Genomic DNA, 14,836 nt, shown 5'->3' on the forward strand with positions numbered 1-14,836 from the left:
GTGCCCGAAGCGAAGCGAGGGCGGGTGCCCCTGTAGGAACGAGGACGAACACCGCCCCTTCTGCACCGGCCGCATCCCCTAGAAATGCGGGTGCCTCCCCCAGAACCGGTTAGTTGCCGGTCATACCCAGCAGCTCATTCGCGCGAACGCGAGCCCAACGCTCCGCGTTCAGCACAGCCTCCAGCGTCAAATCAGCGTCAGAAACAGCCTCAGCGCTACCGGCGTGCTCCTCCAGCACGCGCGCCACCGAATCGACAATGTCAGTAAAGCGGATTGCGCCCGCATGGAATGCTGCCACGGCTTCCTCGTTGGCGGCGTTGAACACTGCCGGGTGGGTGCCGCCAACCTTACCGGCGGCCTTGATCATGCGCACGGCGGGGAATGCTTCCTCGTCCAGCGGCTCAAAAGTCCAGGATGCCGCCTTCGACCAGTCACAAGCAGGCACGGCACCGGGGATGCGGTGCGGCCAGGTCAGACCCAGCGCGATGGGCAGCACCATGCTCGGCGGCGACGCCTGCGCAATGGTCGAGCCGTCCACAAACTGCACCATGGAATGCACAATCGACTGCGGGTGGACCGCCACGTCAATACGGTCCAGGTCCACGCCGAACAGGTGGTGCGCTTCAAGCACTTCGAGTGCCTTGTTGACCATGGTTGCCGAGTTGGTGGTGACGACCAGGCCCATGTCCCAGGTGGGGTGTGCGAGCGCCTGCGCGGGGGTCACGTCGTGCAGCTGTTCGCGCTTGTAGCCGCGGAACGGACCGCCGGATGCGGTGAGGATGAGTCGGTCAATTTCTGCGTCAGTTCCGGAGGCGAGCGCCTGGGCGAGGGCGGAGTGCTCGGAATCGACGGGCACCATGGGGGTGTCCAGGGGGGACGCGTCGACGGCGACACGTACGAGCGGGCCGCCTGCGATGAGGGATTCCTTGTTGGCCAGTGCCACGCGGTAGCCGCTGTTGAGGGCGGTGAGGGTCGGTTCCAGGCCGATGGAGCCGGTGATACCGTTCAGGACGGTGTCTGCCGGGTGTGCTGCCGCCTGTACGGAGGCTTCGGCGCCGTGGGCGATTTGCGGGGTGTAGCCGGTGACGCCTGCTTCGGATGTTGCCGCTTCGATGAGTTCGCGGAGGCGCTGTGCGTCTTCTGCGGTGCCGCTGGTGGCGACCAGTTCGGCGCGTACGTGCACTGCCTGGCGTGCGAGCAGTTCGAGGGATCGGGAGCCTGCGGAGAGGGCGACGACCTTCAGCGGTGCGTCGTCGGCGGAGGCGCTGGTGCCCTTGAGCGCGGCAAGGTGGTCGATGACTTCCATGGCTTGGGTGCCGATGGAACCGGTTGAGCCGAGGAGGGTGACGCGCTGCGGTGCGCGGGTTAGTTCTGTGAGGGCGTCGGTGAGGCGGTCGCGGCTGCCGCCGACGCGTGCTGAGGATCCAAACTTCATGGTTCTAGTGTCTCATGAGCTCGCGGGTGTCTCCGGGCGTGTAGCCTCGCCCCGGCGCAGAAGGACCCTACACAGAAGAATCCCCCACCCTGTCGTACGGGGCGGGGGATTCTACGTATACGTTTTAGAGCAGATCCTGCAGCAGCTCAATGCAGCGGTCCAGGAAGGCGTCCACCTGGGACTCTTCGTAGCTGACGGTGCCCGAGGCGGGGCGGAACTTTGCGTGGCGCACCACGGAGGGGTCCAGCGGCTCTTCGCTGTTGAGCTGGGCGTACACGCGGTCGCAGATGGCGTCCACATCGCCGACGAAGTAGCCCATGTAGCGGCGCTTGCTGGGGCGGCGGAAACGCTCACCGGCGGGGCGTTCCAGGCGGCCCGCGAGCAGCTCGCCGGTCTCTACGAGGGAGCGTTCCCAGTTGTCCAGGCCGTACGCCTCAATGTAGCGGCTGCGTTCGAGCTTGGCGAAGCGTTCCTCAATCTTTTCGAGGGCGCGGTCGACCACGTCCAGCTGGTAGCCGCCGGGTTCTTCGCGGAAGACGACCTGGCGGATTCGTCGGGAGGTGTAGAGGTCTTCGGGCAGTTCGGAGGCGCCGCTGAGCTTCTCGTAGTCCTCGGCGAGGCGGGTGAACAGGCGGTCTACTTCGCTGCGCTTGTAGCCGGGTTCGGTTTCTGCTGCACGGGCAAATCCGCCTCCGCTGGTGGTGCTTGCCAAGGTGGCTCCTCTCGACGATTGAACTTTAAGAATACCAATGCTGAGGCCACCTAGTGCAAGGTTGGCTGGCGGTGTCTTAGATATAGTCCCCTATGCACCTTATTCACCGGGCACAGCAAAGGCGGACACGGCAAAGGCGGGGCGCCCCTCCCCCACTCGTGGGAAGAGACGCCCCGCCTCCGTAAGCGGTAAAGCTCAAGTTTTAGAGCGGCATAATAAACTGGAAAATCAGGCAACCAGCCGCCGCAGCGAAAAGAATCGAGTCCAGGCGATCCATCATGCCGCCGTGACCGGGCAGAGTATTTGACATATCCTTCACACCCATACGGCGCTTGAACGTGGATTCGACCAGGTCACCGGTAGTCGAAGCGACCACCATGACCGCCGCCAGCGGAATAGCCCAGTACCAGGGCGAACCCATGAACGCCAAGGCGATAGCGCCAGCAACCGCCGAGCCGATGAAGGAACCAGCCAGGCCCTCCCAGCTTTTCTTCGGGGAGATCTTCGGCGCCATCGGGTGCTTACCCCAATTCACGCCGGCGATAAAGCCGAACGTGTCATTGCAGATGGCCATCAGCAGAATCATGAGGATGCCGCGCTCGCCGTGGTCCGTCGTCTGGAAGTAGACCATGGCGATACCGAGCATCAGCGGCACCCACAGCAGGGCCAGGGCGCTACCGCTCAAGGATTTACCCAGTGAAACCTGACGGTCAGCACGCATGAGAGCAGAAGAGACCAGCAGCACCAGCAGGCTCACCGCCAGGGCGATGCCCAGCCCGGTAAAACCGCACAGGTAGGAGACCACCACAATCGCGCCAGCCAGTCCCCCCAGCAGGTACTCCGGGATGCCGTAGCCGCGGCAGGTGTTGAGCACGTGCCCAATCTCCCAGGCGCCCAAAACCGCCGAGCCTGCAGCGACCACAACAAAAATCGGCGGGTAAATCAGACCCAGCACCAACAGCACACCGAAACCAACACCCACACCAATGGCGGCGGGCAGGTCACGGCCAGCTTTGGCGCTACGCGACTTCACCGGCGTTGCAGCGGTCTGCCGGCTCGACTGTGGAGCAGGCGGCGCGCTTCTCTCTTCTTTCGCTTCTTTGCGTGCACTCATCAGGGTTTAGACCTCGAGCAGTTCAGCTTCCTTGTGCTTGTACAGTGCGTCGACCTGGTCGATGTGCTTCTTGGTCAGTGCGTCCAGTTCCTTCTCAGCACGTGCGCCGTCGTCTTCACCGATTTCGCTGTCCTTGACCAGCTTGTCAATGGCGGTCTTAGCGTGGCGGCGAACGTTACGGATGGAGATACGAGCCTCTTCAGCCTTGTGGTTGACGAGCTTGGTGTATTCCTTACGGCGCTCAGCGGTCATTTCGGGCATGACAACGCGGATAGCTACACCGTCGTTGCTGGGGTTAACACCCAGGTCGGAGTCACGCAGAGCCTTCTCGATAGCTGCCAGTGCGGTCACGTCGAAGGGAACGATCTTGACGGTACGTGCGTCCTCAACGTTGAAGGACACCAGCTGCTGCAGCGGGGTCGGTGCACCGTAGTACTCGGCGGTCAGGCCGCTGAAGATTGCGGGGTTCACACGACCGGTACGGACCTTAGCGAACTCAGTCTTGGTTGCTTCGATGGTCTTTTCCATCTTCTCGCCGGCTTCGGCAAGGATTTCTTCGATCACGAAAGGATCTCCTTTGTCGGTATTCTGGGGTGCCAGAATTGTCGGTGGGTGCGCGTTCAGCCCTCATGATTTCTCACCGGTTCGCGGCGCATCCGAGGCGAAAACCTTAGGAATACTGCGAAGACGACGGGAAAGAGGTAGAACGTCGTATTTGATATAAGTCTAGACGGTACCGGCGGGCATAAGCGAGTTTTAGCGCTTACCCGCGCGGTACCGTCCAGAATAAGTCCGCACCATCAGGCACGGTCACAATGTGAGGGGGCGTTCCGTACGCCCCACCCTAAAAATTTAGGGGTTAGCGAGTAACCAGGGTGCCCATCTTCTCGCCCAGAATTGCGCGGGTCACGTTGCCCTCACCCTGCATGCCGAACACGCGCATGGTCACGTTGTTGTCGCGGCACAGGGAGAACGCGGTCTGATCCAGCACGCGGATGTTACGCTGCATTGCCTCATCGTAGGTGAGGTTGTACAGGCGCTCAGCGTTGGGGTCCTTGTTCGGGTCAGCAGTGTAGATGCCGTCCACGCCGTTCTTAGCCACCAGAACCTCATCCGCGTGGATTTCCAGGGCGCGCTGAGCAGCCACAGTGTCGGTGGAGAAGTAGGGCAGACCCGCACCAGCACCGAAAATCACGACGCGGTCCTTCTGCATGTGGCGGATCGCGCGGCGAGGAATGTAAGTCTCAGCAACCTGCGGCATGGTGATAGCGGACTGAACGCGGGTGTCAATACCCTCCTGCTCCAGGAAGTCCTGCAGAGCCAGGGAGTTCATCACGGTGCCGAGCATACCCATGTAGTCTGCACGGGAGCGGTCCATACCCGCCTGAGAGAGCTCAGCGCCACGGAAGAAGTTGCCGCCACCAATCACGATGGAGGTCTCAACCTCACCCACAGTTGCGGCGATCTGCTTAGCGATGCTGCGCACGACCTCGGTCGAAATACCGACTTCACCGCCACCAAAAACCTCACCGGAAAGCTTGAGCAAAACGCGGCGACGGCCGGTCTCATCGTGGTGAATCGGGTGCGAAATAGCTTCGGTCATGGTTCCTCCAGTGGCATACCTAGGGGTTGTTATAGGTGATCGGGGCGGGCTCCTGCCGCCTAGTCCTTATCAAGGATACAGCAAAGCCGGGTAGCCACCAGTGGTGACTACCCGGCTTCAGGCTATAATCCCAACCTCATACGATTTCCCTGACCGGGAGCCCGCACTACGGGAGGGTAGAACTCAATGAGTCCTTATGCACCCACGCGGAAACGTGCGAATGCGGTAGCGGTTGCGCCAGCCTCGGACAGAACCTGTGCAACAGACTTCTTGGAGTCCTTTGCGAAGTCCTGATCGAGCAGGGTGTTCTCCTTGAAGAAGCCCTTCAGGCGACCCTCAACGATCTTGTCCAGAATCTTCTCGGGCTTGCCCTCAGCGATTGCGGTCTCGCGAGCAACGCGCTTCTCGGTCTCGATCTGCTCTGCGGGGATGGACTCGGAATCCAGGTACTTGGGGCTCATTGCAGCAATGTGAACTGCAACGTCGTGTGCGATCTCGTCGGTGTTCTCACCGGAGACAGCCAGCAGAACGCCAACCTGTGCGGGCAGATCCTTGGAGGTCTTGTGCAGGTAAACTGCAACGTTCTCGCCCTCAACGCGTGCAACGCGGCGGACAACGATCTTCTCGCCGAGCAGTGCACCAGCGTCGGTGGTCAGCTCCTCAACGGTCTTGCCCTCGTAGGATGCAGCCTGCAGCTCTTCCAGGGTGGAAGCGTCAGCAGCAATAGCAGCCTCGAGCACGTTCTGGCCGAAAGCGATGAAGGGGTCGGACTTTGCCACGAAGTCGGTCTCGGAGTTGACCTCGATCATGTAGCCAACGCCGTTCTCAACGCGTGCAGCCACCAGGCCCTCAGCGGTTGCGCGACCCTCGCGCTTGGTGATGCCCTTCAGACCCTTAACGCGGATAATCTCGGCAGCCTTCTGCTGGTCGCCGTTAGCCTCGTCCAGAGCCTTCTTGACGTCGAGCATACCTGCGCCGGTCTTCTCGCGCAGTGCCTTGATGTCTGCTGCGGTGTAGTTCGCCATTGTGAACTCCTTGTGTTGCTGTAATAAATCGGGATGACATCCCGGTGGTACATATGGCGGACGGCGCCGCGCCCAGGTCAGGGCGGGCGCCGTCCGAACGTGGTCCCCGCGGGTGGGGGCCACAAAGCATAAAGCTTAGTGGGCTAAGAAAGCTTACTTAGCTGCCTCTTCAGCCTTTGCAGCCTCGTGCTGCTCCAGGAGCTCGCGCTCCCAAGCTGCCATGGGCTCCTCAGCTGCTTCAGCCTTGCCGTTCTTCTTAGCGTTGCGCTCGATCAGGCCGGCTGCCACTGCGTCAGCAATCACGCGGGTGAGCAGGTTGACGGAGCGGATAGCGTCGTCGTTACCGGGGATCGGGAAAGCAACCTCGTCGGGGTCGCAGTTGGTGTCGAGGATAGCAACAACGGGGATGCCCAGCTTCTGAGCCTCGTTAACTGCCAGGTGCTCCTTCTTGGTGTCAACAACCCACAGGAGGGAGGGAACCTTGGACAGGTTGCGGATACCGCCGAGGGTCTTCTCGAGCTTCTCGAACTCGCGACGCATGAGGAGCAGTTCCTTCTTGGTGTAGCGAGAACCTGCTACATCGTCGAAGTCAATCTGCTCGAGTTCCTTCATGCGCTCAATGCTCTTGGAGATGGTGCTGAAGTTGGTCAGCATACCACCGAGCCAGCGGTGGTTCACGTAGGGCATGTTCACGCGGGTTGCCTGCTCAGCGATAACTTCCTGAGCCTGCTTCTTGGTACCCACGAACAGGATGTTGCCACCGTGTGCGACGGTCGACTTAACAGCCTCGTATGCCTTGTCGATGAAGGCGAGGGACTGCTGCAGGTCGATGATGTAGATGCCGTTGCGCTCGGTCAGAATGAAACGCTTCATCTTGGGGTTCCAACGGCGGGTCTGGTGACCGAAGTGAACGCCGGAGTCCAGCATTTCACGCATAGTTACGACGGGCATGTCGTCTCCTTTTGTGGTGCCGCGCGGACCTCCCATTCGGGCTAGCCCAACGCGCGCATAGTAGTTATCAGTTTTTCCTGGCGGCGGTTAGCGTTCACGGTAACCCGTTCAGCTCAGGCCCTAACCACCCCGTGTGGGTGGACCGAAGGTCCCTTATCGGCTCCCCAGTGAGGATGCCGCTCACGCCGCGCGTCGTCAGTGATGCTGTGCGGAATCTCCCGATGAGGGAGAACACCCGCGCAGGCACACTGCAATACGACATTGTACCGTATATTCCGCGATTAATCCGCCGGATTGAGGTTAAAACCTGTGCAGGCGCGGCGGGTGTGTGCAGGGGCACTGTGGATAAAGGATTTTAAGCCGGATTCGGCGGGGTTATCCACAATTTTTCGCAAGTTACTGCGGGGCGAGGCAATTCGTGATGTGCTCAGAAGATGAAGCAGAACATGAAGAGCTTAGAGGGAACGCTACGGCGCGCGATGCTGGTGGCGTGCTGCCTGCTGGGTGCACTTGTGAGCGCGGGCGGGCAGGGCTACGCGGGTAGTCAGGACTATTCAGGCGGGTCTGGTTTTGCAGACGGTGTAAGTTTTACAGACAGTGCAGGTTTTACAGACGGCGCCTCCTCAAGTGCGCCAGTTCCCAGCAGCGCGCATGTTCCCGGCACCGTTGAGCTCACCGCGAGCCGACTACGCTACCGCTCCCCCACCGCCGAATCCAGGCCTCGCGTGCTCCACCCCTTTGAGAAGCCCGCCCAACGCTGGAGCGCCGGGCACCGCGGCGTAGACCTTGCCATACCCGAGAACGACCGGCGCGTCTACGCACCGGCTGCGGGAAAAGTGGTTTTCAGCGGCACGGTCGTCAACCGAAAAGTACTGGTCATTGCGCATCCGGATGGGCGGCGCAGCACCTTCGAACCCATGGACGAAGCACTCCCGGTCGGCACCACGGTTGCAGCCGGTGAGGCCATCGGCACCGTCGCCGCCCCGGATAGTGTAGGCGGCACCGGGGAGCGCCCCTACCGGCGATGCACCACCGTGTGCTTGTACTGGGGCGTACGTCAGGGAGGCGCCCGCGGGGACGGTAGCGGCAAGACCGCCGAGTACATCAACCCCATGAGCCTGCTGGGGTCGAAGGAGCCGAGCATTTTGCTTCCCGTGCCGGGTGGATATTAGGCGCGGGAACTGGATATTAAGCTCAGGTACTGGTGCCGAGCACGAGCTGAACCGGATACGGCTGTGGCCCGTCACTTCCGGAAAAGGAGGCAACGGGCCACAGGAGCCAGCCTAGGTCGCGTTCTCTAGCGCAGGCGCTTGAGGCAGCTACTTACTGGAGGACGTCACCGTCATCAGCACCGAACTGGTTCGGCTGTGCGGGCTGGTTGGGCTGTGCGGGCTGCTGAGCAGTCTGATCGGGCTGAACCGGCTGCGCTGCCTGGGCTGCCTGGGCTGCCTGGGCATCGTATGCGGGCATTGCCTTGGTCGGTTCAGTCTCACCGTAGTTCAAGCCCTGCTGCGGGGTGAACACCTGAGTCGGCGAATCATCACCGACAGTGTAGGCGGTGTTCTGCGCGGGGTAACCGGACTGAGCAGCGTAGCCGCCCTGTGCCGGGTAGCCGTTCTGCGCGTCAGCCTGGGTTGCACCGTAACCGGTTGCAACACCCGCTGCGGCACCCAGTGCAGCGGCCGACGCGGCACGACGCTCACGGCCCTTCGCACGAGCCGCCGCAATCTTCTTGCGGAACAGGAAGAGCAGAATCAGGATGAGCAGCAGCAGACCCAGAATAACCGCGTTCACGATTACGTCGGTCATGCTCAGACCGGATACCGGCACAGTCAGACCGGAGGTGCTACTGACGCCGCGGTCGGCCTTGACGCTCAGCTCGCCACCATTCACGGTGAGCTGCACGTGCTGAGAGTTCTTCGCAATGCTGTTCGCGGCATCTACCTTCTGCTGGTCCAGTGAGGAGAAGGTCGGTGCATTAAAGGTGAACTCGAAGGGAGCCGAGTAGTAGTTACCCAGCTTCGAAGAGAGCTTGATCTCAGGGGTCACCGTGTAGTCGGAGCCGAAGGGGTGGTAGCCACCGGGGCGGACCACCGTAATCTTTGAATCGGGCATGTATTCGTTCAGGCGCTGGTTGAACTCGTTCTGGTCCTTACCGCGAACCTTGACGCTCACGATGGTGGCGTCGCCATCCTGACGGACCTCAGTCTCGTCATTGCTGCCGCCTGCGAAAACATCCTTGAGCTTCTGCTCAGCACCCGCAACATCCTCGGTCGGGAACGCGTAGAGGAAACGTGCTTCCATGGAACCATCCAGGCCCAGGGAGGTAGCTACCTTCATGCTCTTCATCGAAACATCTCGCGAAGAAACGAGGTTAACCGCGAGAATCCTATTGTTCGAGCTGGAAGAGTTGCTATCGCGTCGGCTGTAGTTAGGTTCGTAGCGGCGGTCCTCGCTGTCCTTCATCGTAAGGGTCAAACCGCGTCCCTCCGGGGAGCACAGCAAGGAGCAATCCAGAGTACCCGAGATGGTCTTCTCAACCTTGAAAGATCCGTCCTTCTCGGTTACTTCACGGCTGAAGGACAGACCGGTGCTGCTTGCACCAAAAATCTTCTTGAGCTTATCGCTCAGATCCTGTGAGGATGAAGCCTGGAAGAGCATGGTGCGACCAATTTCTTCCTTAGCGGCGCTGGTTGATGCGGAAGGAGCGTAACCCCTCGCTTCAGAAGAATCCAGCCCCTTCTTCAGCTCAGCGCCTTCGGGCTTGACCTGATTCAGGTAGGCATCCACTGCAGAGGAAGTCTCGCTATTCATGATTTCCTTGGCGGAGAAGGAAACCATAACCGAGTAACCGCCGTCCTTCTCGTTGATGTCCATGAATACGGCCTTGAAGCCGCGGTCCTGAACGTCCTTCGCAGTAATAGTGGAGCCGCCGGAGTTTTTCACTTCCTTCTCGCCAAACTTCACGGTGGTTTCATTGTTACTGCTGTTGAACACACTGTTCTTGTTGGAGGTTTCAATAACGCCATCAACTACGAGAGCCTCAGGGAGCCAGCTTAGCAAGTCTTTCGAGCTGAAGTTCTCCTCCACCTGAATGCCTTGCACAAGACCCTGCTCAGAGTTGACGATGTTAATCTGCGGGGTAGTGCTGGAACCGGCAGCCTTCAGAATAGAAGCAACCTTGGTACGGTACTCGTCCACAGAGGAGAAGGGAATGGTGAAGGTCGCACGCGCCTTGTCACCCTCAGACTGAATACCACCGTATTCCAGCCCCTCGGGCAGGTGCTTACGCACGGACGCATCAAGGGCTTCAACGCCGCCCTTAATCTTGTCCTTGTTGTCCTTCATGTTGAAGGAAACCTGCATGGTGCGTGTACCCTTCTCGGCACTCTCAAGGCCAAGCTGAGTATCAATCTTTGCACCGCAGGCGCTCAGAATCAGGGCGGCAATGGTCAGCAGAACCGCCAGGAACATCCAGCGCTGACGAGCCGGTGCACTCGGGGTGTGAGTCATCGCGTGCATACTAGGCTCCCATCAGGCGAATCGCCACGTAGTAGACAACCATGGACGCCAGAACCCACGCGGTGCTCAGCGCCGCGTGCATGATGATCGGGGACTTCGCGAAGCGGCCCAGACGGTTCAGACCCAGGTAGGTCAGAGCCTCACCCGAGAACACGGCGAAAGCAAGCACCAGAACCATGAGCATGCTCAGGAAGAACGCCCCACCACCGCTACGGGTGAGAGTCAAGAAGAACACGAGCAGGTTCAGCACCAGGAACGAAGGAATCAGCGCCAGGGAAGACACCGACACAGCGTGCATGCTCGCGGTGAAGGAGGCCGGCGCCTTACCGATGCGCGCGGTCAGCTGCAGCTGCACGCCGCGCAGAACCTGCACACCAAAGATGGCAAGAGCCATCAACACGTACGCCAGAATCATGCGTCCGGTCGGTACAGCCTGCGCTGCGTAGGCACCACCGTAAGCGGCACCGCTTCGACCGCCGAACATGTAGCCCAGCATGGACATCATGATGACGGTAGCCAGGATAACCAGCTGGCTGAAGAAGAACGCACCGACCAGCGCCTGCAGAGTCGTGGGAACAATCCAACCCCACGCACCGGCGGAAGAGATGCGGGCGTGCGCGGTCGCCGGGTTGCTGGAGAAAACGTCCAGGAACGCGTTCCAGGTAGCGCCCAGCGCCTTTACCGCCGGATGCGGTGCGCTCGGCGCGTAGACTGCCTGGCCGGGCTGACCCGGCTGAGCGGCACCCGGCTGGGTTGCATCGGGCTGAGGCGCAGCGGCAGGCTGACCGGGCTGTGCAGGGGCTGCCTGAGCCTCAGCGTTCGACTGCGCATTCGCGTTTGCCTGAGCGGGCTGGGGTGCCTGCTGCGGCTGAACCGGCTCAGGCTGAGCGGGCTGCTGAGGCTGAGCTGCGTTACCCGACTGAGCGGGCAGCGAAGCGTCCTGCGCGGGACGCGCTCCAGCATCGTAGCCGTAACCACCGGCTGCAGATGCGCCCTGCGACGGGTTGTTGGGAGTGTTCTCCGACATTGAGATCCTCTCGTATGGTGTGTGGAAGCAACACCTACCGGCTGAATCGGCATCCACCGGCGGCATCAAGCTGTCTTTCGTGACAAGACTCTTCAACCCTACCGTATTGAACTCTATGATGCGTCTTCGTTCGTCATTTACTCATTTTTATCACCGTTGATGCATTCCATGCACGAAAATAAGCGCCTCGAGAGCACGACCAAAGAGCACAAAAAGAGGGCGCGAAAAAGCCCCGCCCGCCGACAAGTGGGTGAAGTCGACGGGCGGGGCCGTAGGGAGTGCGGGGCTCGAACCCGCGACCAAGGGATTATGAGTCCCCTGCTCTAACCGGCTGAGCTAACTCCCCATCCGGTGCAGTGACGGCGCGCAATGGGCGCCAACACCATCCTCTAGAGTACCTGAACGGCGACTGAGAACGAAAAACGTTCGATCCACCGCTCAGGGTCTAGAGAAGCTTAGCGGCGCGAATCCAGGTAACGCTGGTACGGAGCGTCGCTCACGTACAGTTCCTCGAAGGTGCGCCAGGTGTTCTCAGCACTGTGGAAGCCCACGATGCGGCGGGACTCGCGGCCCATCTGCTCACGCTCAGCGGCGGGCAGGGAGAGCACAGCCTCCAGCTTCTTCGCCAAATCCTGAGCGTTATTGGGTTCGAAGAGATAGCCGTTCACGCCCTCCTCCACCAGGTGCGGCAGAGCCAGAGCGTTCGCGAGCACCACGGGGGTGGAGGCGCTCATCGCCTCCAGGGACACCAGGGACTGCAGTTCGGCGGTACCGGGCTGGCAGAACACGTCAGCCATCTGGTACACCTCGGGCAGACGCTCATCCGGAACGAAGCCACGGAAAATCACCCGGTCAGACACGCCGCAATCGTGTGCCTTCTGTTCGAGAGCCTCACGCAACTCACCACCACCGGCGATGTCCAGCACCACGTGCTCGAGGGTATCCGGCAGCAGGGAGAGCGCCTCGATGAGCACGTCTACGTTCTTCTCTTCAGCCAGGCGACCCACGAAGGCAATGCGCAGCTCACCGGGAACCTTGCCGGCGTCAGCGCCCTCAGCCAGCTCGTAGTCACTGATCTCAATACCGTTAGAAACGGGCATGACCGGGCGATCAAAATTGCCCAGTTCGCGCATCGCATCCGCACCAATCTGGGTGGGGGTGGTAACGACCGCAGTCTTGGAGAAGCAGAAACGCATGTCCTTCCAGGTTGCCTTCTCAATCACGCGCTTCACTACGGAGGGGAAGGGCAGGAACGGGTCCAGGTTCGCAGGCATGAAGTGGTTGGTTGCAATCACACGGATACCGCGGCGCTTCGCCTGGAAGATGAGCGCGCGACCAATAACGTAGTGGCACTGCACGTGCACCACGTCCGGGCGGACCTCGTCGAGGATCGCGCCGACCTCGGACCAGATCTCCCAGGGCAGGCAGACGCGGTTCGTCTCGTGGGTCGGGGGCAGGTGCGAGCGCAGACGGTGCTCCACGATGCCGCCCTCTACTTCGGTGCGGTAGCTGGGACCGGGGATGGGGCTGGCAGCGACGACGTGTACGGAGTGGCCGCGCTTGAGCATGGAGGTGGCGAGGCGGTGACCGAATTGTGCTGCACCGTTGATGTCCGGCGGGTAGGTTTCTGCGCCAATCAGAATCGTCTTTGCCTGTTCCATGACGGGGCTCCTCATCGGGGTGTAGTGTGTCGGTGACTTTGGGGGTCGGGTGCGACGGTGCGCCGCTTCTACCTCTGTCTGCCGCATGCACCGGGCGGGTCCAGTACGTACAGCATTTGTCTATTCTACCTGTGAGTTGCGCCCTTCTCCGACTCGTGGCGGGAGGGTTTTGGCTGGGAGTTACCTCCAAACCTCCCGGTGAGGCTGGAGCCAGCAACCTGCCTGTAGACGCACAAACGCCCCGATACGAGTATCGGGGCGTTTGGATGCTGGCGCTAAACCTGTGCCGGTTTTAGCGGCGAACAGTGCTTATTAGCGGCGAACCAGGCGGTTCAGGAAGTGCAGGACGGTTGCAATGGATGCGCCCAGTGCTGCGAAGGACTTCCAGCGTGCCTGCAGAACCTCGGGCTTGCGCACGTTCTCTGCCAGGCCGCGGCCGGTAGCTGTTGCACTTGCGGCAACCTCGGAGGGCACTGCCTTGAGAGCGTCCAGAGCCTGCTGGGTGTTGTTCTGAACGTCGCCGGTGTAGGACTGCAGGTCGTCGCGCAGGGCTGCCAGGTGCTGGCGACGCTCTGCGGTGCGCTGCTTGAGCTCTTCGAAGGTCGGCGGCTTGGGCTCTTCCTCACCGCGTGCCTTGCGCTCTTCAGCTTCCTGACGTGCGCGTTCTGCTGCTTCTTCAGCTTCCTTGGCCTTCTGCTCTGCACGCTCTGCCTGTTCCTTCTTCAGGCGCTCAGCGGACATGGCGGTACCTTCCTTGAGTACGCCGAGGTCGAAGAGCAGACCGAAGATTGCGGATTCGGGCTTGAACGGCAGCTGTGCCTTGACCTTCTTCAGACCGACCAGGGCGCAGATTGCCAGGACGATGAGGAAGATGAGGGCGAAGACCAGCGCGGATGCCCAGTAGGGCATGACGGTGCCGAGGCCGAGGATTGCTGCGGCGACCAGCGCAATGATCAGGAACAGACCGAAGACTGCTGCGACGCCGAAGAAGGCTGCGCCCTTACCAACGGCGATGCCCTTGGTCTTCAGCTCGTGCTTTGCGATCTGGATTTCATCCTTGACCTGGCTGGGGCCGAGGGCCTTGAAGGTTTTGCCAGCGTCGATGATGTTCGCGACGCCGGACTTAATCCCGCTGATGCCAGCAAAGAAACCCTTGGGTGCCTTGGGATTAGTAGTAGTGGTCATGACCACCTCTCCGTGACGTGTTTTTGGAGGCTTCTTTTTCGCACTCCACCTCCTATAGTTTAGCCCCTTATGATACCTCCGCGTGACCGTTTGGGTGGGGGTTTGCGCTATCTCTTCAGGTATTTTCGACTTTCTGGAGGCTGTGTTGAGCTACTGGCGTAGCTTTCTGGGTTGGGTTGCGCCTGTGGATTTGCTCTGGAGTAGGCGCAAGAGGATGCCTGTGCGCCGCTATACCGCTGGGTGTTAGGCGGATGCGTGGCGTGTGTGGGCGGGAAACTTTTCGGTGCGTTAGATTTCACATTTTTGCGGGGTACATTTTTGCGGGGTGAGGTATCTTTGCCTCGCCGAGGGCGTAAGCCCGAGGGGTTACTGCTTCACGACGTGGCGAGAACGTTCCGACTGGACTCGAACTAGCGAGGCGAAGATTTTCCGAGCGCGCGAGGAACCAAAAATCTTTGCTTCCGCCTACAAACCCCTGTTGCTCTGGACTCGAACCAGACGGAACCCGAAGGGAGCGCCCCAGCGCTCACGTAGGGTGGAGTGGTTACTGGTTCGAGTCTGAGGAACAGATAAAGCAAGAACCCCCAAGGCGAAGCCTTGG

General features: G+C 60.7%; 12 protein-coding genes and 1 tRNA gene. 1 reads left to right on the forward strand and 12 read right to left on the reverse strand.

Features of this window, described 5'->3' with window-relative positions; all coding sequences use genetic code 11:
• Positions 1–109: 109 nt before the first annotated feature.
• The 7 genes from dxr to rpsB all read right to left on the reverse strand — a co-directional run bounded on the left by dxr (position 110) and on the right by rpsB (position 6,840).
• Entirely contained in the window at positions 110–1,435 is a 1,326-nt protein-coding gene (dxr, locus tag Q0216_RS00055; protein ID WP_298591819.1) for a 1-deoxy-D-xylulose-5-phosphate reductoisomerase, read from the reverse strand.
• 124 nt (positions 1,436–1,559) lie between these two features.
• On the reverse strand, positions 1,560–2,147 hold the full coding sequence (locus Q0216_RS00060; protein ID WP_298591822.1) for a cell division protein DivIVA: 588 nt from the start codon (positions 2,145–2,147) through the stop codon (positions 1,560–1,562).
• 202 nt (positions 2,148–2,349) lie between these two features.
• Positions 2,350–3,180, reverse strand: coding sequence for a phosphatidate cytidylyltransferase (locus Q0216_RS00065; RefSeq protein WP_298591825.1), 831 nt, complete (start codon positions 3,178–3,180; stop codon positions 2,350–2,352).
• Positions 3,181–3,267: 87 nt separating this feature from the next.
• Positions 3,268–3,825 (reverse strand): ribosome recycling factor, encoded by a 558-nt coding sequence (gene frr / locus Q0216_RS00070; RefSeq protein ID WP_298591828.1) that lies wholly within the window; start codon positions 3,823–3,825, stop codon positions 3,268–3,270.
• A 295-nt stretch (positions 3,826–4,120) separates the two neighbouring features.
• Positions 4,121–4,864, reverse strand: a complete 744-nt coding sequence (pyrH, locus tag Q0216_RS00075; protein ID WP_279754365.1) for a UMP kinase — start codon at positions 4,862–4,864, stop codon at positions 4,121–4,123.
• A gap of 194 nt (positions 4,865–5,058) precedes the next feature.
• Complete coding sequence (gene tsf / locus Q0216_RS00080) at positions 5,059–5,889, reverse strand: translation elongation factor Ts (RefSeq protein WP_298591832.1); 831 nt, start codon at positions 5,887–5,889, stop codon at positions 5,059–5,061.
• A gap of 153 nt (positions 5,890–6,042) precedes the next feature.
• A complete protein-coding gene (gene rpsB, locus Q0216_RS00085; RefSeq protein WP_005507063.1) occupies positions 6,043–6,840 on the reverse strand; it encodes a 30S ribosomal protein S2 in 798 nt (265 codons plus the stop codon).
• 446 nt (positions 6,841–7,286) lie between these two features.
• Between rpsB and Q0216_RS00090 the strand changes: the two genes are divergently transcribed.
• The gene (locus Q0216_RS00090) at positions 7,287–8,012 is read left to right on the forward strand and encodes a M23 family metallopeptidase (protein ID WP_298591834.1); all 726 of its coding nucleotides are present in this window, start codon (positions 7,287–7,289) and stop codon (positions 8,010–8,012) included.
• A 151-nt stretch (positions 8,013–8,163) separates the two neighbouring features.
• On the opposite strand, the gene Q0216_RS00095 is transcribed toward Q0216_RS00090, so the two are convergent.
• The 5 genes from Q0216_RS00095 to Q0216_RS00115 all read right to left on the reverse strand — a co-directional run bounded on the left by Q0216_RS00095 (position 8,164) and on the right by Q0216_RS00115 (position 14,235).
• Positions 8,164–10,362 carry a flagellar motor protein gene (locus tag Q0216_RS00095; RefSeq protein WP_298591836.1) on the reverse strand — a complete coding sequence of 733 codons (2,199 nt, stop codon included), beginning with the start codon at positions 10,360–10,362 and terminating at the stop codon, positions 8,164–8,166.
• Position 10,363: 1 nt separating this feature from the next.
• Entirely contained in the window at positions 10,364–11,389 is a 1,026-nt protein-coding gene (locus Q0216_RS00100) for a hypothetical protein (protein WP_298591838.1), read from the reverse strand.
• 272 nt (positions 11,390–11,661) lie between these two features.
• Positions 11,662–11,735 (reverse strand) — tRNA-Ile (locus Q0216_RS00105).
• A 109-nt stretch (positions 11,736–11,844) separates the two neighbouring features.
• A complete protein-coding gene (locus tag Q0216_RS00110; RefSeq protein ID WP_298591840.1) occupies positions 11,845–13,050 on the reverse strand; it encodes a glycosyltransferase in 1,206 nt (401 codons plus the stop codon).
• Positions 13,051–13,362: 312 nt separating this feature from the next.
• Positions 13,363–14,235 (reverse strand): phage holin family protein, encoded by an 873-nt coding sequence (locus Q0216_RS00115; protein WP_298591843.1) that lies wholly within the window; start codon positions 14,233–14,235, stop codon positions 13,363–13,365.
• Positions 14,236–14,836 lie beyond the last annotated feature (601 nt).

Origin of the sequence: uncultured Rothia sp. (assembly GCF_937976295.1) — a bacterium.
Taxonomy (GTDB): domain Bacteria; phylum Actinomycetota; class Actinomycetes; order Actinomycetales; family Micrococcaceae; genus Rothia.